This is a genomic window from Roseateles sp. GW821-FHT09G09, assembly GCF_059415965.1.
Genome location: NZ_JBWKOG010000009.1, coordinates 17,766 through 36,593, shown reverse-complemented (window position 1 = coordinate 36,593; position 18,828 = coordinate 17,766). Strand labels below are relative to the sequence as shown.

The window sequence follows — 18,828 nt, the reverse complement described above, 5'->3', positions numbered from 1 at the left end:
TTCCGCAAGCGGCAGCGGCGACGTCGCACCAATGACCAGGCTCAATGCTTCAGGACATAAGGTCTTGACGCTTCACAGCGAGGGAGCACTTCGTGTTTGGAATCTTCAAGAAGAAAAAACCGCCGGCACGGCAGACTGCGGACTTCGCTTCTGCGTTTGTGTCTGCGCCGTATCCCGCGCACCTGGACGTCTGGCAACGCCGCGACAAGGGCCGCTCAGAGCTGACCGACGAGCAACTCCTCGCGCGTCTGGCGGAAACCGTGGCCTGGTGCGATTCGCTCAAGGATCTCCACGAACTCAGGTCCGAGGCACTCAGTCCCAGTCTGTTTCATGACGGTCCAGAGCATCTGCTCAGTGAGCTTGGCCGAAATCGTCAACAGCAACTGCGCCATAAGAACGTGCCGGTCAACTATCAGTCGCCGCTCGTCGTGACTGGCAAGTTCATGCTGTATTTCCCGGATGAAAATCTTGCGGATGGCATTGCCCAAGACGCTTCAGGCGGCTTCTTCGATATAGACAACCTGCCGGCCTACGACACCTGGGTATCGTTCGTTTCACAGGCAGGCCACCCACGGGATTCAGCCCGACGCCAGCTCCTGTGTTACGTCCCCGCAGCCTTGATTGGCGCTGCCGACGCTGGCATCGACGTCAATCCAGAAGCCTGCATCATCTGGCTGGATGATTCGGATGTCTCGACACGCCGACGCGTGGAAGCGTTGACGAGCCGCGCGCGACGCTGATCGATTGCTTCGACGCTACCGCCTGCGAGTGGCTCGGCGCCCTCCCCTCAGTTGAAGCCATCGTGCAGGTCGATCCAAATGATCCCTTCAGTTTCAGCGAGGACCGTTTCATATGACTTGCGTCCGACTGCAGCCTGAAGCGAGCAAAGCACGGTCTGTGACAGAGACCGGGTCGAAGAGCCATATGGTCCACCGGCTCCGACGTTGAAGGCGCCATGCCTTCGGATCGACCGGAGAGGTGGGCGAGATGCTCAACTCACGACGAAGGACGTGCGGCCGTCCTCGCGGATAGGCCCATCTCGCCCGTGACCGAGTGATCAAGGGCCCGGCGTCGGTCTCAGGACCGGCGCGGCTTCGTGGTGGGTTGAAGCACCGGGGTCCATGCTCCGTCCAATCCGGACTTCGTTCTCTGATCTAAATCAAAGACTTCCGGCGGTTCGTCCCTTAGTGGGAGTGAGGGGGATCGCATCCCCCAGGAGGGTCAGGGCTTGATTCGCCTCCTCGTAGCCAGCTTCGCGTGCGCACGGTCGCGCGCTCCGGAAGGCCGACACCATCGGGCGAGATACTTTTCCCCGAGGCCCTTCAATGAAGCTTCACAGTGACGCGCCAACGACGAACCATCAGATTGGCGGGGCTCAGCAATCGAATCCGCTCAATGGCACGCCCACGGGAGAAGGTGGCGCCGCACGGCCACCAGGCTCATATGAACTGTCGGGCCTGACCGCGGCCCCCAGTCGCAGGCCATCCCTGCCCCTGTCCGCCGATTCGACCGCGACCAAGCGTCCGGGTAATGACAGTGACATCGCGACGGATCAACCGGCGAAGCGAATGAGACAGAACGCCGTCCTGCCAACCCGCACCGGGCAACTGGCATCAGCCATGCCGACACAGGCATCGCAGATCGGCGCCATCTCATCGCATGCCGCCGGAGCCAGCCAACTCGGCGGAAAGGTCATCGACGTTCCCGGTCTTCCGATGCACTCGCAGGTTCCCACCCAGGCGCAGGCAACGGAAATCGAATCGAAGATCAAGGACGCGTTGCAGAGCCAGCATGGGCCTGTCCAAGTGTTCGGCTATCACGTCACCACTCAGGAGAACGCCAACTCGATCCGGAATCAAGGCTTTTCTGCCGATGCGAATCACGGCCTGGGTGGCGGCGTTGCCGGAATGAACATTCACGGATCCGGGCTCTACACGTCCAACCGTCCCGTCGACGACTACGTCAAGCCCGACAAGACCAATGTCATGTACGCCGTGGTGGTGCCGCAAGGCGCCGGGTTCAAGGAAGGAAAGATCGAAACAGGAAAGTCGTGGGACGCCGCGAGCAACGCTGCCAGTGCCCACGATGGGGATTTCGTGAACAGCATGAGTGGCGACCGCAAGGTCAATCCAGGCGCCATTTCCAAGGTGGCTCTGGTCCCCGTCGCGACGATTCCCCCCTCGATGTCTCCGGCACTTCTCGCCATGCAGCCTGGCACTTCGAACAGGCCGGCACCGGCGAAGACAGTGTCTCCCGAACTCCATGACTTCATTTCCGGTGCAGTCGAGAAACATCCGGCTGAAGTGAAGGCCATCAACGAGCAACAGGATCCCGATAAAAAGCTCGACCAGATAGCCGCGCTCAAGGACCAAATCAAGTTGAACAGTGGCCTGCCTCAAAGCGCCACCGACCGGCTCCTGATGATGGATCTCAAGAAGCGCTATCTGTGAGCAGTTGATCCCTGGTCCGGTGTCGCCGGCAGAGACTTGAGGGTCAGGGCTTGCCGCGCATTGGCTCCTGGCCTTCTAAGCCCGGACCCGCAGCCGCGCAAAACTCGCCACCGCTGCCAGCCCCGCAGTCACACCGCCCAGCGCCAGGGCGACGGTTGGGCCGTCACGCAGGCCGGCCAGGTGGAAGCACAAGGCGACCAGCGCGGCGCCGCTGGCCTGTCCGAGCAGCCGCACCACACCGATGACGCCGCTGGCGCCGCCACTGCGGTGCGCAGGCGCGCTGGACATCAGCGCGGTCAGGTTGGGTGCCTGGAAGAAGCCGAAGCCTGCGCCGCACAGCGCCATCCACAGCACCAGCATCGGCAAGGAGGGATGGTGGGACTGCAGCGCCAACCCGCACATGCCGACCGCCAGCAGCGCGAGACCGATGCCGCCCAGCAGCCCCGGCGCATGCCGGTCCGACAGCCGGCCGGCCAGCGGCGCGGTGATCGCGACGACCACCGGCCACGACGTCATGAGGTACCCGGCGTTGGCGGCGTCGCGGTGCAGGACCTGCTCGAAATAGAACGGCAGCGAGACGAAGGCCAGGCCCTGGGTGGCGAATGCGCAGACCGCGGTCACCGCCGACAGCGCAAACATGGGCCGGCGCAACAGGTCCACCGGCAGCATGGGCGTGGCGTGGCCGCGCTGGCGATGCAGCAGGAGCGCGCCGGCGACGATCGTCAGCGCGACAGCGGGCACCACCTGCGTCCAGGCGGCCAACTGCGCCATGGAGCCCAATGCAAAGATCAGCGCCGCAAAGCTGGTGGCCGTCAGGACCGCGGTGCCCACGTCGAAGCCGTGCGGGCGGGGTGGGCTGCTCGGCAATGTCGGCCAGGCACATGCGATCGCCAGCAAGCCCAGGGGGACGTTGATGCCGAACAGCCAGGGCCAACTCGCCGCGGACAGCAACACCGAGGCCACCGTCGGCCCGATCACGAAGCCGATGCTCCCCACCAGCGCATTGAGGCCCACGCCGCGCCCCAGTTTTGTCGGCGGGTAGATCTGCCGGATCAGCGCGATGTTCACGCTCATCATCGCGCCCGCGCCGATGCCTTGGAAAGCTCGCGCGGCCGCCAGCAGTTCGACGCTGGTCGCCGCCATGCACAGCCCGGACGCGGCGGTGAACAGAACCAGCCCTCCGAGAAAGACACGGCGCGGGCCAATGCCATCGCCGAGCGCGGCGAAGGGCAGCATCGTGGCGACGACCGCGAGCTGGTAGGCATTGATGACCCAGATCGCCGCGGCGGCATGCGATTGCAGGTCGGCGGCGATGGTCGGCAGCGCGACGTTGGCAATGGCCGTGTCCAGCGTGGAGAGCATGACGCCCAACAGGACCGCCAGCAGCGCGCTGCGTCCGCGTGGGTCAAGGCCTTGTTGTTCTCGTTGCTGATCGTCGGGCGTCATCGCGGACTGCTGCTCAGGAGGTGGGAATTGAGGCGGGCCCAGGGAGCATTGGCCTACGCCGCTCCCGATGAACCTTGCCCGATCATCGGCCAACACCTTGGCGCAAGATTCCGGAGGACGCACGGCGATGGGGTCGGCTCCGCGAAGACACTCGAATAGAGGACGCAGGCCGCCGCAGAGCGCACAGACGGGGGCATGTGGCAACCGCTTCGCCTTCCGCATCGGGCGACACAAGCGGGTCATCGCACGTCATTGCGCCCATTCTTCATGAGTCCGCTTGATGGAACGCCATCGCCTTGAGACCCAAGGCTTCGTCCGGGTCCGACCCAGCCTCAAAGAGGCCCAGCGTTCAGCGCTCCAGTCTCTCCGCGTAGTCCAGTCCACGTTCGGCGAACATCATGTTGCCCGGCTCCAAAGTCCCGAAGCTGCGCAGGCCTTCGCAGAACTTCTTCGTCACGCCGTCCTTGATGATGTCTGCACGCATCACCTTCGCAGTCCGCTCGTAGGCGGGACTGGCCAGGTACTCGGCATACGTCGCGCGATGGAAATGCCGGGGAAGGTTGCGCCGCATCTGATCCACATCATCGGTCTTCAGATGACCCAGTCGGACACACTCGACGGCGACCACTTCGACCAACGCCACCATATCTTGCGCCGACGGGTATTCCGCCTCCGCGCGAACGAGCGGGCTCGTCGCGACGATCAACAGGGCGAGCAGAGCGCTTCGGAGGACAGGACGAATGTTCAATGGCAGCTGCGATGCAGTGACCGCAGAGCGTTGAGCGATTTGCATGGGGAAGATTGGAGCACGAGTCGACCACGCCAGCCCAAGCGTGTCCCCTTCCGTCACGCCACGCTGAACCACGCCACCGACGTTCGAAGCAGCGGCACCAACCACAAAAAACTCTTCATGGGGAATGAAGTGGCGCCTCTTTGGTCTAGCGCCCTGCTGGACTTTCGCATCGGACTGCTGTCGGCCTGAGACGGGGGAGACATCGAGGGCGTGACGACCAGCGAGGCCTAGCGCCTGCAGGAACTCGAACGTGGGGTTCGTCAGCTTCGCAAGGCCAACGAGATGCTGAAGTTGGCCAGCGAGTTTTCGGCGCCGTTCACTTTTTTCCGGACATCACGCATCGCGAGCTCAAGGAAGCGTCGTGTGATTTCAAAAAATCTCTCAACCTAGCCTTTCCGGACGCCACCGGCCAACCGATCAATTGGTCAACCACGACACCACCCTTGAGCAGACGGAAGGTCGGCGTCTCAAATGTCGAATATGACGCCAAACTTTTCCAATCTCGCACAAATCGCAAATTCAAATCGGGATGATGGGCCGCCCAATCGGCATATCGCTCAACGCTGAAGTTCCCTTCAATAGTTCCCACCCAGACGCTGCAACTTCTGAAGAACTGCAACATCTCTGCGTCGGCACCAATATCAATCAAGAGCCGCTTGCACACACCGCAACTTGGATGAAAGACAATCGCGAGTATTGGCGTTTGCTCACGTGGGGCGGCATCTTGAATTAGCTTAGCAGGGCGTGTACTCATTCGCCAGAAGGCGGACTCATCGATGGCACCCGTTTGAACCGGAAGCGGCGTCGAAACGCCTTCCAGCAGCTGCGCGGGGATTTCCCCCATCTGACGGTAAGCCTCAATCCGGTCAAAACGCCATGTTCTCATTGCCAAGTGGATGAGAAGACGCCATTCGGAAGCTACAAGCGGATGAGCGACTGCTCGACGCATGAAACGGGCTTCGATGGCATCCAATTGTGCAGAAGACACCTCCTCTGGTTCAAAAGCTCTCTTCCAGAATTCTTCCTTATATGAGTCAAAATCGTCTTGCGACTCAATCTGTAGAGATGCACGAGTCTCTGCCTGGGTATTCGCCCCGAACGAGAGCGCGAACATTCCGAGCAGCAAAGACACCAACTTTAGCGACCACTTCATCGTATTTTCCAATTGCATTTCGACGTGCTCGATCGTCTCACACGCCTTGCATATTTCTGCAGACAGCTTACTGTCTCATTTAATATCCCGTCATGCCGCCTGTAAGAGTTTACATGTTTTCTGCGTCATTTGCGTTTGTTATCATTCATTGCCATTTTGTCGATGGCATATCTATCAGGGAATAGCAATGAAAAAACTAGTGATCCTCTGCTCCGCCATTGTTTGTAGCATCGCAATGGCCCAGGGGGCTTCTGATGTCAATTCGCAAGCAAAGACTGATGCGGCGGCAGCCCGCAAGGCTCGTATCGAGCTAGCACGCGAAATGGCGCCAGCGAAAAGTCTTGCCGAGTTCTACCAGCAGATTCAACTGGGAGGCGCAGCCGGAAAGGCGTTCGAAAAGCTCGGAGCAAATGGTCAAGCCGTCTTCGTAAATAGCTTGGTATTCAACGAGAAGGGGCTGGCCAGTTTCAACTTCCGCGTTATTGAAGATACGCTCGCTGTGAGAGATGCTTATCAGCTTCTCAGTGTGTTTGGGGTCCAGCACATCACCGCCTCACTGAAGGGCCTCCGCGTGGAGAACAAGACAGATCAACTGGTTCGCACGAACGGGGCTGTTCTGGAAGATCAGCCTCGCGATCCCGATATCGGAGGTGGTGGCGTTTATCAAAACTACTGGTGTTCCAGTCGCTCGACGTGCTCGCCGCGTGGGAATGATATTTGCATGAGCAACTGCTAAGCAACGCCCTGAAGTTCCGGTACGCATGAAATATGCGATCTGGAATTTCACTGTATGAGCGGTCTGGCGTCTCGCGCCAGTCCGCTTTTTGTTGCCCGCCCGCTCCCTTCACGCAGTCCTGAACGACGCCACCGACTCCGCCAACCGCTGTGCCTGCGCTTCGAGGCTGTTGGCGGCTGCGGCGCTCTCTTCAACCAACGCCGCGTTCTGCTGCGTCACCTGATCCATCTGCGTGATTGCCTGGTTGATCTGCTCGATCCCCCGGCTTTGTTCTCCGGCGGCGCCGGAGATTTCGTTGACCAGCTCGCTCACGCGTCTGATCTGCTCAACGATCTCTCGCATCGTGTCGCCGGCTGCCGCGACCTCGCGACCACCCGACGCCACCGACAAGCCCGACGTGCCGATCAAGGTCTTGATCTCCCGCGCCGCACTCGCGCTGCGCTGCGCCAACGCACGCACTTCACTCGCCACAACGGCGAATCCGCGTCCGTGCTCCCCCGCCCTCGCCGCTTCCACTGCGGCGTTCAGCGCGAGGATGTTCGTCTGGAACGCGATCCCGTCGATCACGCCGATGATGTCCTCGATCCGCCGGCTGCTGTCCGTGATCGCCTCCATCGTCGCGACCACGCGACCAATGACTTCGCCGCCCCGACGCGCCGTCCCCGACGCCTCCGCCGCCAGCGACGTCGCCTGACGCGCGCTGTCCGCCGCCTGGTGCACGGTCCCGGTGATCTCCTCCATCGAGCTCGCCGTCTGCTGCAGGCTGCTCGCCTGTTCCTCGGTCCGGCTCGACAGGTCCAGATTCCCCGCCGCGATCTGGCTCGACGCCGTCGTCACCGAGTCCACCCCGCTGCGCACCTCGCGCACCAGCCCGCGCAGGCCCTCCACCATGCGCGCCAGGCTCTGCTGCAGATCCCCCAGCTCATCGCTGCGCGTCACTCGGACGTCCGCCGTCAGATCCCCGCCGGCCACCGTCTCCATCGCGCGCCGCACCTCCGCCAGCGGCCGCGTCACCGACCGCGTCGCCATCACCCCGAAGGCAACACCTGCCACCACACCGACGATCACCGCGATCCACAGCACCAGCGTCGTCTCCTGCACCGCCTCCTTGGCCAGTGAGCCGGACTCCGCCATCAGCTCCTCCTGTCGCTCCACCAGCTTGCCCAGCGCATTCACATAGCTCAGCTGCGACGGGCGCAGCTTCTGCATCAGCACCAGCTTCGCGCCGTCCATGTCCTCCGCCTTGACCTGCGCGAAGAACGCATCGAGCGCCTCCCCGTAGGTCTTGCGCACCGCCAGCGACTCTTCGAGCAAGGCCTTCGCCTTCGTGTCCTGGATCGTCGGCACCAGCTCGTCATAGACCTTCGCCGCGCGCTGACGCGACTCGCGGATCGAGGCCAGCTCCACTTCGCGCTCCTGCGTCGTGTCCAGCAGCAGCACGTTGCGCGCGTTGCGGGCCTGCAGGTTCAGCTCGTCGAAGATGCGCCCCACCGACCGCACCTTCACGTACCGGTCGCCGATGACCTGGCCCAAGCGGCCGTCGACCGACGTCAACCCGCCGTGCGAGGCGCCCGCCATCAGCAGCATGAGCAGGACCATCAAACTGAATGCGACGGCCAGACGCGCGCCGATCCTGAGATTGAAAAGCGAAGACATCGAAACTCCCTGGTTGTAGTGCTCAATGGGATCGGCACGGCGCGGCATTCCCTGAGGGCACCGCGTACCGCTTGGGCGTGGAGCGCCCAAGTCGGGCCGAATTCATTGATTCGCGTCAAACAGTGCCAGGTCTCTACCTCTTTCGAGCGAATGGCCGCCCAGCGCGACAAGCACGAGCACTGCGGGATTTCCTCAGCGCGCTGAAGCTTGCGCAATTGCTTATGCGACTTTCTGCGTGGCGCGACGGCCCGCGACCTGCCAAGGTCGGTCCCGTCCCGCGCCGGCGTTTGGTGTCCGGCGATCCGTTCCAAGGAGTCTCGTCATGTCCCAAGTCCTGTCCACCGCCCAGCCCGCAGTCACTCCCGCCCCCCTTTCCCTTGCGCGTGAGGCCGACCATCCGATCGATCCGCTGTTCCTGAACCGCTGGTCGCCGCGCGCCTTCACCGGCGAGTCGCTGGACACCGCCACGCTGCTGCGCTTCCTCGAGGCCGCGCGCTGGGCGCCGTCCGGCTACAACGTGCAGCCATGGCGCTTCGTGTATGCGCTGGCCGGCACGCCCGCCTGGGCCACGCTGTTCGAGACGCTCAGCGTCACCAACCAGAGCTGGGCGCATCGCGCGTCGGCGCTGGTGCTGGTCGTGTCGCAGCAGCGCTGGCTGCCGCCGGGCAAGTCCACGCTGGAGTCGAATTCCACCCACGCCTTCGACGCGGGCGCCGCGTGGTCGCACCTGGCGTTGCAGGCCTCGCTGTCGGGATGGCACGCGCACAGCATCGGCGGCTTCGACCGCCAACTGGCTCGCAGCTCGCTGGAGATCCCCGAGGACTACACGCCGCAAGTCATCGTGGCGCTGGGCCGTCGCGGCGACAAGTCCGTGCTGCCCGAAGCGCTGCAGGCGCGCGAGCAGCCCAACACCCGCCTGCCGCTCAGCGCCATCGCCGCGGAAGGCCGCTTCCCCTTCGACTGAGGAGCCTTCGCCTGGGCGACCCGCTGCGCCGATCCGCGCAGCGCTGCTGAGATCCACGCAGCGGCCGTCCTCACGCCGCGCCGCGCCGCGACCGCGTGCGCCGGAACGCGATCGAATCGCCACGATTCGCGTCGAATCCACGCCCGATGGCATGGCCCGGAAGTTGCGATGTGGAGCCCGATGCCCGACATCGTCGGGCGCTCCCGCCATGTCCATGCCAGCGTCCCTGCCTGCATCCTTGCCCGCATCCCCGCCTGCTTCCTCCTCGCCGCTGTGGCGCAGCCTGTTGCTCTACCGCGAGATCCCCTGGCACTTCAGTCTCACCGCGCTGCTCTTCCTCTTCGGCAACATCGCCTTCGCCGGCCAGCAGTGGCTGGTGGGCCGCGCGGTCCATGCGCTGGAGCTCGGCGCGCCGCACGGCGTGCGGGCCGCCGTCGACGGCGTGCTGGCCTGGTCCGTCTGGCTGCTCGGCGTCGCGCTGCTGCGCGGCGCGCTGCAGTACGGAGCGGGCCTGTCCTCGCTGGTCAGCGGCCAGCGCCTGCTGACGCTGCTGCGCGAACGCATCCTCGTGCAGGTCCAGCGTCTGGACCTCGGCTACCACTGGCGCCACGGCGTCGGCGAGCTGGTCACCCGCACCACCCGCGACGCCGACAAGCTGCGCGACGCGCTGATCAACTTCTGGCGCCAGGTGTTCGAGCTGACCCTGGTCGTCGCCGCGACGCTGGGCGTGCTCGCCTGGTACCACCCGGGACTCGCCGTCGTGCCGCTGCTGCTGATCGGCGTGGCGGTCGCGCTCTTCCTGCGCCAGACGCATCACCTCGTGGCGCTGGACCGCGCCACCGGCGCCGCCTACGACCAGGTGAACCAGGAACTGTCCGAAGGCGTCAACGGCGTGCGCGTCGTCAAGTCCTTCGTGCTGGAGGCGCGCCGCGCGGCGCACTTCGAGGCGCAGGTCGGGCTCTTCATGCGGCAGGCCACCGCCGCGCTGGCCTATGCCTGCGCGCGCGTGCCGCTGCCTCAGGCGGTCGTCGCGCTGGGCCAGGTCTGGATCCTGGTCTTCGGGCTTCATCTGGTCGAGGCCGGGCAGCTGCATCGCGGTGAGCTGGTCGCCGCGCTGCTGATGGCCAACGTGCTGATCTTCCGCGCCGAAGGCATCGGGCGCGTGCTGCAGATCTTCGCGGACGCGCGCTCGTCGGCGGCGCGCATCTGGGAACTGCTCGACGCCGTCCCCGCGATCGAAGGCGGCAGCGCGACGCTGCCGGTGCGCGCGCCTCACGTCGATGACGCCGCGCATCTGGTCCATTCGGCGCCGCTCGTTCACGCGGTGCCGCTGATCCAGGCGGAGCGGGACTTCCGTCCGCTCGGTCTGTCCCTCGAGGACGTCGGCGTGCGCGCGCCTGGCGGCACCACGGCCATCCTCGACGGCTGCTCGCTGCGCATCGCGCCGGGCGAGGTCGTCGCCATCGTGGGCGCGACCGGCGCCGGCAAGAGCACGCTGGTGAGCCTGCTGCCGCGCCTGCTCGATGTCGATGCCGGCCGCGTGCGCGTCGGCGACGACGCCGCCGGCTGGATCGACATCCGCGAGCTGCGCCTGGACGTGCTGCGCCGCGCGGTGCAGGTCGTTCCGCAGGAGGCGTTCCTCTTCTCCGACACGCTGGAGGCCAACCTGCGACTGGCCGCGCCGGATGCCGACGCGCACGCGCTGGAGCAGGCGCTGCACGTCTCCTGCGCCGACGAGGTCCTGGAGCGTCTGCACGACGGCCTCGCCACGCGCGTCGGCGATCGCGGCGTCACGCTCTCCGGCGGCCAGCGACAACGCCTGGCACTCGCCCGCGCGCTGCTGGCGCGCCCTCGCCTGCTCGCGCTCGACGACGCCACCAGCGCGCTGGACGCCTTGACCGAGCAACGCGTGCTCAACCGCCTGCGCGCCTTGAACACGGCGTCGGACGGCGACTCCGGCGGCACGACGGTGCTGATGGTCGCGAGCAAGCTGTCCACCGTGCTGCAGGCCGACCGGGTGCTGCTGCTCGTCGACGGCCGCATCGCCGCCGCGGGCCGCCATCACGAACTCTCCGGCCTGCGGGCCTATCGCGAACTGCTGGGACTCGACTGATGGCACGCGGCGACCTGCGAGGACAGCGGCCGCTGTCCGACATCGAACTCGAACAGGCCCTCGCGCGCAAGGCGCTGGACCGCGGGATGTTCTGGCGGATGCTGCCGCTGCTGCGTCCGGTGCGCGGCGCGCTGGCCGCCGTGGTCACGCTGGAGGCGTTGCTGGTCGGCGCGGTCTTCCTGCGACCGTGGTTCGTCGGTCAGGCGCTGGACCACGCGCTGGTGGCGGACGGCGCCGGCTGGTCGCTCGACGCGCGGCTGGCGGCCTGGCTGGGCGTCGGCATGGCGCTGACCTGGGCCGCGCGCTTCGCGATCTCGGGCCTGTCGCAGTTCCTCGCCGGCAAGGCCGCGCTGCGCGTGCTCAACACCTTGCGCATGCAGGCCTACCGGCATGTGCAGGACCTCAGCGTCCGCTTCTTCGACAAGACCAAGGCGGGCCGCATCATCTCGCGCGTGGATCGCGACGTGGACGCGCTCGAGCCGCTGCTGATCCAGGGACCGCCGGAGCTGCTCTCCGCCGTGCTGCGATGCGGCGTCGCGGCGGTGCTGATCCACGCGATCTCGCCGACGCTGTTCCTCGGCCTGGCCGCGGTGGTCCCGCCGCTGGTGCTCGGCCTGTGGGCCTTCAAGAAGATCTCGCAGCGGAACTGGGGCCTCGTCGCCGAGGCCCGCGCGCGCTTCACCGCGCACCTGGTGGAGACCGTCTCCGGCGTGCGCATCCTCCAGCAGATGGTCCAGGAGGAGCCCAACCGCCGCCGCTACCGCGCGCTGCTGGAGGACTTCAACCGCACGCTGGTCCGCGGCAACCGCAAGGCCGGCTGGTTCCTGCCGTACACCGCGCTGCTGGCCAGCGCCGGCATGGTGATGCTGCTGTGGGGCGGCGCGCACGCGGTGCCGCGCGGCGAGCTCAGCTTCGGCCAGGTCGTGCAGTGCCTCTTCTACGTGCAGCTCTTCCTCGGCCCGCTGCAGGAGCTGTCCGACCTGCTGGAGCGCTACACCAGCGGCGCGGCGTCGGCGCAGCGCATCTTCCTGCTGCTCGACACCGAGCCCGAGGTCGCCGACCCCGCCGAGCCGGAGGCGCTCGCGCGGGTGCTCGGCGACATCCACTTCGATCGCGTCGACTTCGCTTACGAGGCCGAGCGCCCGGTCATCCGCGGTCTCGATCTGCGGATCGCCCCGGGCGAGGTGCTGGCGATCGTCGGCCCGACCGGCCACGGCAAGAGCACGCTGGTGCAGCTGCTCACGCGCTTCTACGACATCGGCGGCGGCGCCGTCCGCCTCGACGGCATCGACATCCGCGCGTTGTCGCAGCGGCAGCTGCGCCGCCACGTGGGGGTCGTGTTGCAGGAGAACATGCTGTTCTCCGGCACCATCCTCGACAACCTGCGCATCGCCGCGCCGGAGGCGGATGACGAGCGGCTCATCGCCGCCGCGCGCGAGCTCGGCGCCGACGCCGTGCTGGAGCGCCTGCCGCTGGGCTACGACACGCCGGTCGGCGCGATGGGCGGTCAGCTGAGCCAGGGACAGCGCCAGCTGGTGTGCCTGGTGCGCGCCTACCTCGCCGATCCCGCGGTGCTCGTGATGGACGAGGCCACCTCCGCCGTCGACGTCCAGACCGAGCGCCGCATCCAGGCCGCATTGCGTCGGCTCTGCGAAGGTCGGACCGCGATCATCATCGCCCACCGCCTGGCGACGATCCGCGACGCCGACCGCATCGCGGTCATCGAGCAGGGCCAGATCGTCGAGCTCGGACCGCACGATGTCCTCATCGCCGCCGGCGGCCCGTACTCGCGCCTCTACCGCGCTTATGAAGAGGCGTCGTTCGGCGCCGCCGTGGACAGCGCATCAGACGGCGTCGGCAAGGCCAACGGCGTCGGCCCCGGCGCCGCCGCCGGACACGGCGCGGAAAGCAGCCCCGCGCTGGCTTGAAGGCAGCAGCGGGTGCTGCTTTCAGCGCGCTTCGACCGCCCGGGAAGTCCGATGAACACGGATTTTCCGGCTCGCAAGACCTGGCACGGATCTGGCAGAGCCTCTGCGTCATCGACACCCGCAAGGACACGCCATGAGCACCCCGACCACCGCTTCCAACCTCAACACCGCCACTGCCAACAGTACGGCCACCAGTGCCGCCAACAGTTCCGCCAACAGTTCCGCCAACAGCGACGCCCCCGCCGTCGACACCGTCTGGTTCACGCGCTGCCCCGTCCCGACGGCCACCGGCCTGGCTTACCGCCTCGGCTGGCTGGACGAAGAGTTCGCCCGCGACGGCATCCAGCTCAAGACCCTGCAGGAGACCGGCGGCGAGCTGGCCCGCCACCACTACGACCATGAGCTGAGCACGCTGGTCCGCGAAGGCGGCAACCTGCTCGCCATCCCGGCACGCGCGCAGGGCGCGCCGACGCGCCTCGTCGGCCTCACCTGGATCGACGAATTCCAGGCCATCCTCGTCCGCCCGGACTCGGACATCAGCCGCCCCGAGCACCTGCGCGGCAAACGCCTCGCGCTGCCGGCCTTCCGTCCCGCCGACATCGCGCAGAACCGGCGCGGCCGCAGCATCGCGCGCGGCATGAGCCTGCAGGGCTACAAGGGCGCGCTGAACTCGGTCGGCCTGTCGCTGGACGATGCCCACCTCGTCGAATTGCCGCCGGCGCCGCCGCGCGAAGGCGACCTCGGCCATCTCGCCGGTTCTGCCGGATCTGTCGGATCCACCGGCTCCCCGGGTGCGCCGCGTCTTCCCCGCTCGCCAGCCTCCGCGGCCGCGAACGGCACGGCGGGAGTCTCGCCCCGACAGGACCTCGGCACCGGCCTGTGGGAAGGCATCCACCCGCTGTTGCGCGGCGAGGTCGACGCCGTCTACGTCAAGGGCGCCGCCGCGCTGGAAGCCGCCATCCGGCTCGGCGCGAAGGTCGGCATCGACCTCGACCAACTGCCGGAGAAGCGCTTCCGCGTCAACAACGGCACGCCGCGCCCGATCACCGTCCACCAGTCGCTGATCGACGACCACTTCGACCTGCTGGTCCGCTTCCTCACGCAGACGCTGCGCGCGGCCGAATGGGCGAAGACGCATCTGACGGAGACGCTGGAGATCCTGCAGGGCGAGACCCGCGCCGGCAGCGCGGGCGTCTCCGGCGCCTACCGCAACGACTTCCACCTGTCGCTCGCGCCGGATCTGTCGCAGGAGCGCGTCGAGCTCTTCCGTCTGCAGAAGAACTTCCAGCTGGCGCACGGCTTCCTGGACCGCGACTTCGACTTCGACGCCTGGATCGATCCTCGCCCGCTGGAGGCAGCGCGCAAGCGCCTCGCCGAGTCCGCTGCATCGGCCGAGTCCGCCGGCACCGCCGAATCGCTGCGCGCCGCCGCATGATGATCCGACGACATGGCCGTCACGAGACGCAAGGCACCCATGCCTTCATCCTCTCCGGCTTCCCGCTCATCAGCGAAGCGCAACGCGTCGCCGACCTGCTGCTGCCGCTGCTCGACCTCGACCACGGTTTCGAAGTCCTCCGGCTCAATGCTGGCGCCTGATCGACCTGCTCGGTAGTTCCAAGAGTCTGGCCGGGGCCGGCGGCGAAGCCGAAGCTCAACAACTGACCAGGCGCGTTCTGTCTGAACGCAGCGAGCCGGAGGTGAGCGAAGTGAGTTGAGCGCCGAAGCTTCGGCTTCGCCGCCGGCCCTGGCCGGACTCTCCCCGCCCCTGGACAGCCTGCAACACCGCCTGCGCAGATCCGCGCAGCTTGTTGCGGCGCTCCGTGCAGCCCCTCTCCAACGGCGGCATCGCCCGCGCCTCCCGCGCCCTTGATCGACAGGAACGCCCTGTTCATCGGCATTCCGAAGGCCCATGCCACCGCATAAGCATATTCGGCGGCATGGCACGGATCCTGCGAAACCTGCCGCAACGCCCTCCATGGAACCGCCTCCGGCAATGCCCACGATGTCCGACTCCTTCGACCAGGAACCCGATCCGCTGCGCCGCGCGCTGTTGCGCCACGGCTGGCTCGCCGGCACCGCCGGACTGTTCGGCGCCGGCCTGCTCAGCGCCTGCGGCGATCGCACGGAAACCGGCGCCTCGGCATCGAGCGCCGCCGCGTCGAGCGCCGCGTCCGGTGCCGCCGTCGCCGAGGGATCGCCCCGTCGCAGCAGCGGCGCCGTGCACTTCGGCGTCATCGAGGCCGGACAGGCGGGCAACCTCGACGCGCACAAGCCGGTGGGCAGCGGCGCGTTCCGCGGCTGGGCGCTCTACGCGAAGCTGTGGGAATGGGGCCTCGACGGCCTCCCGACGCTGGCCCTCGCCGAATCCGCCGAGGTCAACGCCGACGGCACCGAGTGGACGATCCGCCTCAAGCCGGACCTCGAGTTCCACCACGGCAAGACCATCGACGCCGACGACGTCATCTTCTCGCTGCGCCGCCTGACCGACCCGGCCCTCGCCTCACCGTACGCAGCCTATCTGTACTCGCTGCAGCGCGACGCCGTCCGCAAGCTTGACGCGCGCACCGTGCGCATCCCCTTCGCCAAGGGCCAGGGCCTGGTCGCATTGGCCGAATGCTGGATGAGCTGGGGCGGCATCGTGCCGGTCGACTATCACCCGGTCACCAACGTCGTCGGCGCGGGACCGTACCGGCTCAAGAGCTTCACGCCGGGTCAGCGCTCGGTGTTCACGCGCTTCGCGCACTACTTCAAGCCCGACCAGCCCTGGTTCGACGAGGTCCACATCCACGACTTCGCCGACCAGACCGCCCGCCTCCAGGCGCTGCAGGCCGGCCAGATCGACATCGCGCCCGGCATCTCGCCGGAGCAGTTGCGCCTCCTCGAAGGGGACTCGCGTTTCCGCGTGGTCGCCTCGCAGACCGACGCCTGGCAGTCGCTGGACATGAACCTGTCCAAGGCGCCCTTCGACAAGCCCGAGGTCGCACGCGCCTTCCGCCTGATCGCCAACCGCAAGGAGCTGGTGGACCGCGTGCTGCAAGGCCGCGGCCGCGTCGCCAACGACCTGTACTCGCCCGGCGACCCCGTCTTCAATGCCGCCATCCCCCAGCGCGAGCGCGACCTGGCCGAAGCCCGCCAGCTGCTCGCGACAGCCGGCCATCCCAATGGCCTGGAGGTCGAGCTGGTGACGCCGGGCTCCAAGGCCGCGCTGGTCTTCGCGCAGCAGGCCAAGGAGGCCGGCGTGACCGTGAACGTCAAGCAGGTCGATCCGTCCACGTTCACGGGGCCCAACCGCACCGGCTGGACCTTCAGCACCGGCGGCGGCGTGTCGCGCCCCTTCCTGCTGACGGTGCAGCAGCACGACGGCCCGCGCGCGGCGAGCAACAAGACCCACTTCCGCGATCCGCGCTTCGGTGAGCTGATCACCGCGGCGCTGGCGCAGGCCGATCTCGAGAAACGCCGCGCCCTCGTCCACGAGGCGCAGCAGATCCAGCATGAGCGCGGCGGCCTGCTGATCTGGGGTTTCGCCGACGTGCTGGACGCGGTGTCCACGCGCATCGGCGGCGTCACGCCGGACCGCACCGGCTTCGCGGCCTGGCGGACCGATCGGATCTGGCGTCGGGAGAACGCGGCATGAGCACGATCGCCCTCCCCGCACAGCGCCGCGTCGGCACGCATTGGCGTTGGCCTTCGTGGACACGCTGGTTCTTAGGCCGCGTGCTGGGCGGCCTCGGCGTCGTGCTGGCGATCTCGATCATCGTCTTCGCGGCGACGCAGGCGCTGCCGTCCGACCCGGCGCGCATCATCCTCGGCCCCGAGGCCAGCGAAGCCACGATCGCGGTGCTGCGCGAGCAGCTCGGGCTGAACAAGCCCATCGTCGTCCAATACCTCCACTGGGCGGGGCAGATGCTGGCGGGCGACCTGGGCCGATCGATCGATTCCAACGTGCCGGTCGGCGAGCTGATGCGCGCGCGCTTCGCCAACTCGCTGCTGCTGACGATCTGCGTCGCGCTGACCGCGCTGCCGCTGGCGCTCGTCGGCGGCGTGTGGCTCGCGCTGCGCCGCGACGGCCGCGTCGACCGCTGGACGATCTCCGGCCTGGTGCTGCTGAAGGCCGTCCCCGGCTTCGCGATCGCGATCGTGCTGGTGCTGCTGTTCTCGACCTCGGTGTGGAAGGTGCTGCCCGCCGCCTCGCTGCTGGAGCCGGATCGCGGCCTGCTCACGCAATGGCGCTACCTCGTGCTGCCGACGGCGACGCTGGCGCTGTCGATCACGCCTTACCTGTTGCGGCTGGTGCGCGCGTCGATGATCGAGGTGCTGGAGTCGGACTACATCACCTCCGCCCGGCTGCGCGGCATCCCGGAGCGCCGCATCGTCTGGCGCCATGCGCTGCCCAACGCGCTCATCCCGGCGATCCAGGGCGTGGCGATGACGCTGCGGGTGCTGTTCGGCGGCGCGCTGATCGCGGAGGTCGTGTTCAGCTACCCCGGCATCGGCAACACGCTGAACGCCGCGATCGAGATGCGCGACATGCCCATGATCCAGGCCATCGTGCTGGTGATCACCGTCGGCATCGTCGCGATCAACCTGGCGGCCGACCTGGCCACCGTGCTGCTCACGCCGCGGCTCCGCACGGCCGGCCGCATCCGCGCCCGATCGCCCGGCCGCCGTCACGCCCTGCGCCTGAGCCGCGGACAGATCCGACCGAGGTACGCCCGATGAGCACGATCTCTTCCACTGCCGACGCGACGCAGGTGCCGGCTCGCCGCGGATTCTGGCGCCTCGTGCTCTCCCAGGCACCGGTGCGCGTGGGGCTGATCGCGACGCTGCTGGTGGTCTTCATCGCCCTCGTCGGCCCTTGGATCGCGCCGCATGAATCGACCGCGCTGGTCGGCCCGACCTACGGATCGCCGGCGGCCGGGGCGCCGCTGGGCCACGACTTCCTCGGCCACGACGTGCTGTCCCGCGTGCTCGCGGGCGGCGGCTCGGTGGTGTGGATGTCGCTGACGACCTCGATCCTGGCGCTGGGCCTGGGCACCGTGCTGGGCGTGCTGGCCGCGTATGCGCGGGGTCGCGTCGACCAGGCCATCGTCTGGGCCGCAGACGTCTTCCTCGCCTTCCCCGACCTCATCCTGGTGTTGCTGATCGTCTCGATGCTCGGACGCAGCCACGGCATCGTGGTGCTCACGGTGGCGCTGGCCTTCGTGCCGGGCGTGATCCGGCTCGCGCGCGGCGTCGCGCTGAACGTGGCGCGGCAGGAGTTCGTCGAGGCTGCCGAGCTGCTCGGCTACCCGCGCAGCCGCATCGTGCTGCGCGAGATCCTGCCCAACATCGCCACGCCGCTGCTGGTGCACCTGGGCGTAATGCTGACCTGGGCGGTGGCGATGCTGTCGGGGCTGGCCTTCCTCGGCTACGGCGTGGCGCCGCCCGCCGCCGACTGGGGGCTGATGATCAACGAGAACCGCGCCGGCCTGCTGGTGCAGCCGCTCGCGGTGGCCGCGCCGGTGCTGCTGGTCGCGATCTTCGCGCTCGGCACCAACCTGCTGGCCGAAGGCGCGAGCCGCGCCGCCGCCCGGATCGAGGAGCGCTGAG

15 protein-coding genes and 1 pseudogene are annotated in these 18,828 nt (G+C 67.3%); 12 read left to right on the top strand and 4 right to left on the bottom strand.

Features of this window, described 5'->3' with window-relative positions:
• The first annotated feature begins 92 nt into the window (after positions 1-92).
• Together AC07O8_RS22525 and AC07O8_RS22520 are read left to right on the top strand one after the other, a co-directional pair.
• Positions 93-740: a hypothetical protein gene (locus AC07O8_RS22525; RefSeq protein ID WP_495050169.1), complete on the top strand. Its 648-nt coding sequence runs from the start codon at positions 93-95 to the stop codon at positions 738-740.
• Positions 741-1,325: 585 nt separating this feature from the next.
• Positions 1,326-2,450, top strand: a complete 1,125-nt coding sequence (locus tag AC07O8_RS22520; protein WP_495050168.1) for a hypothetical protein — start codon at positions 1,326-1,328, stop codon at positions 2,448-2,450.
• A gap of 75 nt (positions 2,451-2,525) precedes the next feature.
• On the opposite strand, the gene AC07O8_RS22515 is transcribed toward AC07O8_RS22520, so the two are convergent.
• The gene (locus tag AC07O8_RS22515) at positions 2,526-3,896 is read right to left on the bottom strand and encodes an MFS transporter (protein ID WP_495050167.1); all 1,371 of its coding nucleotides are present in this window, start codon (positions 3,894-3,896) and stop codon (positions 2,526-2,528) included.
• 349 nt (positions 3,897-4,245) lie between these two features.
• On the bottom strand, positions 4,246-4,689 hold the full coding sequence (locus tag AC07O8_RS22510) for a hypothetical protein (protein ID WP_495050166.1): 444 nt from the start codon (positions 4,687-4,689) through the stop codon (positions 4,246-4,248).
• A 189-nt stretch (positions 4,690-4,878) separates the two neighbouring features.
• On the opposite strand from AC07O8_RS22510, the pseudogene AC07O8_RS22505 reads away from it, so the two are divergent.
• A pseudogene (locus AC07O8_RS22505) lies at positions 4,879-5,004 on the top strand (IS3 family transposase); the annotation flags it as partial.
• Between the two features lies 1 nt (position 5,005).
• On the opposite strand, the gene AC07O8_RS22500 reads toward AC07O8_RS22505, so the two are convergent.
• Positions 5,006-5,860 carry a hypothetical protein gene (locus AC07O8_RS22500; protein ID WP_495050165.1) on the bottom strand — a complete coding sequence of 285 codons (855 nt, stop codon included), beginning with the start codon at positions 5,858-5,860 and terminating at the stop codon, positions 5,006-5,008.
• 169 nt (positions 5,861-6,029) lie between these two features.
• Between AC07O8_RS22500 and AC07O8_RS22495 the strand changes: the two genes are divergently transcribed.
• Positions 6,030-6,578, top strand: a complete 549-nt coding sequence (locus AC07O8_RS22495; protein WP_495050164.1) for a hypothetical protein — start codon at positions 6,030-6,032, stop codon at positions 6,576-6,578.
• A gap of 108 nt (positions 6,579-6,686) precedes the next feature.
• Here AC07O8_RS22495 and AC07O8_RS22490 read toward each other — a convergent pair whose 3' ends face one another.
• A complete protein-coding gene (locus AC07O8_RS22490) occupies positions 6,687-8,234 on the bottom strand; it encodes a methyl-accepting chemotaxis protein (RefSeq protein ID WP_495050163.1) in 1,548 nt (515 codons plus the stop codon).
• Between the two features lie 322 nt (positions 8,235-8,556).
• Between AC07O8_RS22490 and AC07O8_RS22485 the strand changes: the two genes are divergently transcribed.
• The 8 genes from AC07O8_RS22485 to AC07O8_RS22450 all read left to right on the top strand — a co-directional run bounded on the left by AC07O8_RS22485 (position 8,557) and on the right by AC07O8_RS22450 (position 18,827).
• On the top strand, positions 8,557-9,198 hold the full coding sequence (locus AC07O8_RS22485) for a nitroreductase family protein (protein WP_495050162.1): 642 nt from the start codon (positions 8,557-8,559) through the stop codon (positions 9,196-9,198).
• Positions 9,199-9,436: 238 nt separating this feature from the next.
• Complete coding sequence (locus AC07O8_RS22480) at positions 9,437-11,311, top strand: ABC transporter ATP-binding protein (protein WP_495050161.1); 1,875 nt, start codon at positions 9,437-9,439, stop codon at positions 11,309-11,311.
• Positions 11,311-13,239, top strand: a complete 1,929-nt coding sequence (locus AC07O8_RS22475) for an ABC transporter ATP-binding protein (RefSeq protein WP_495050160.1) — start codon at positions 11,311-11,313, stop codon at positions 13,237-13,239. The genes AC07O8_RS22480 and AC07O8_RS22475 overlap by 1 nt, the downstream gene beginning before the upstream one ends.
• 133 nt (positions 13,240-13,372) lie before the next feature.
• Positions 13,373-14,674 carry an ABC transporter substrate-binding protein gene (locus tag AC07O8_RS22470; protein ID WP_495050159.1) on the top strand — a complete coding sequence of 434 codons (1,302 nt, stop codon included), beginning with the start codon at positions 13,373-13,375 and terminating at the stop codon, positions 14,672-14,674.
• Entirely contained in the window at positions 14,671-14,835 is a 165-nt protein-coding gene (locus tag AC07O8_RS22465) for a hypothetical protein (protein ID WP_495050158.1), read from the top strand. Before AC07O8_RS22470 ends, AC07O8_RS22465 begins: the two co-directional genes overlap by 4 nt.
• 406 nt (positions 14,836-15,241) lie before the next feature.
• Positions 15,242-16,873: an ABC transporter substrate-binding protein gene (locus AC07O8_RS22460; protein WP_495050157.1), complete on the top strand. Its 1,632-nt coding sequence runs from the start codon at positions 15,242-15,244 to the stop codon at positions 16,871-16,873.
• A complete protein-coding gene (locus tag AC07O8_RS22455; protein ID WP_495050156.1) occupies positions 16,870-17,958 on the top strand; it encodes an ABC transporter permease in 1,089 nt (362 codons plus the stop codon). Before AC07O8_RS22460 ends, AC07O8_RS22455 begins: the two co-directional genes overlap by 4 nt.
• Positions 17,955-18,827, top strand: coding sequence for an ABC transporter permease (locus tag AC07O8_RS22450; RefSeq protein WP_495050155.1), 873 nt, complete (start codon positions 17,955-17,957; stop codon positions 18,825-18,827). The genes AC07O8_RS22455 and AC07O8_RS22450 overlap by 4 nt, the downstream gene beginning before the upstream one ends.
• Position 18,828: the final 1 nt, after the last annotated feature.

Coding starts and splice junctions, on each gene's coding strand:
- AC07O8_RS22485 (WP_495050162.1), top strand. CDS start 8,557: ATGTCCCAAGTCCTGTCCACCGCCCAGCCCGCAGTCACTCCCGCCCCC.
- AC07O8_RS22475 (WP_495050160.1), top strand. CDS start 11,311: ATGGCACGCGGCGACCTGCGAGGACAGCGGCCGCTGTCCGACATCGAA.
- AC07O8_RS22500 (WP_495050165.1), bottom strand. CDS start 5,860: ATGCAATTGGAAAATACGATGAAGTGGTCGCTAAAGTTGGTGTCTTTG.
- AC07O8_RS22495 (WP_495050164.1), top strand. CDS start 6,030: ATGAAAAAACTAGTGATCCTCTGCTCCGCCATTGTTTGTAGCATCGCA.
- AC07O8_RS22490 (WP_495050163.1), bottom strand. CDS start 8,234: ATGTCTTCGCTTTTCAATCTCAGGATCGGCGCGCGTCTGGCCGTCGCA.
- AC07O8_RS22455 (WP_495050156.1), top strand. CDS start 16,870: ATGAGCACGATCGCCCTCCCCGCACAGCGCCGCGTCGGCACGCATTGG.
- AC07O8_RS22510 (WP_495050166.1), bottom strand. CDS start 4,689: ATGCAAATCGCTCAACGCTCTGCGGTCACTGCATCGCAGCTGCCATTG.
- AC07O8_RS22460 (WP_495050157.1), top strand. CDS start 15,242: ATGTCCGACTCCTTCGACCAGGAACCCGATCCGCTGCGCCGCGCGCTG.
- AC07O8_RS22515 (WP_495050167.1), bottom strand. CDS start 3,896: ATGACGCCCGACGATCAGCAACGAGAACAACAAGGCCTTGACCCACGC.
- AC07O8_RS22470 (WP_495050159.1), top strand. CDS start 13,373: ATGAGCACCCCGACCACCGCTTCCAACCTCAACACCGCCACTGCCAAC.
- AC07O8_RS22450 (WP_495050155.1), top strand. CDS start 17,955: ATGAGCACGATCTCTTCCACTGCCGACGCGACGCAGGTGCCGGCTCGC.
- AC07O8_RS22520 (WP_495050168.1), top strand. CDS start 1,326: ATGAAGCTTCACAGTGACGCGCCAACGACGAACCATCAGATTGGCGGG.
- AC07O8_RS22465 (WP_495050158.1), top strand. CDS start 14,671: ATGATGATCCGACGACATGGCCGTCACGAGACGCAAGGCACCCATGCC.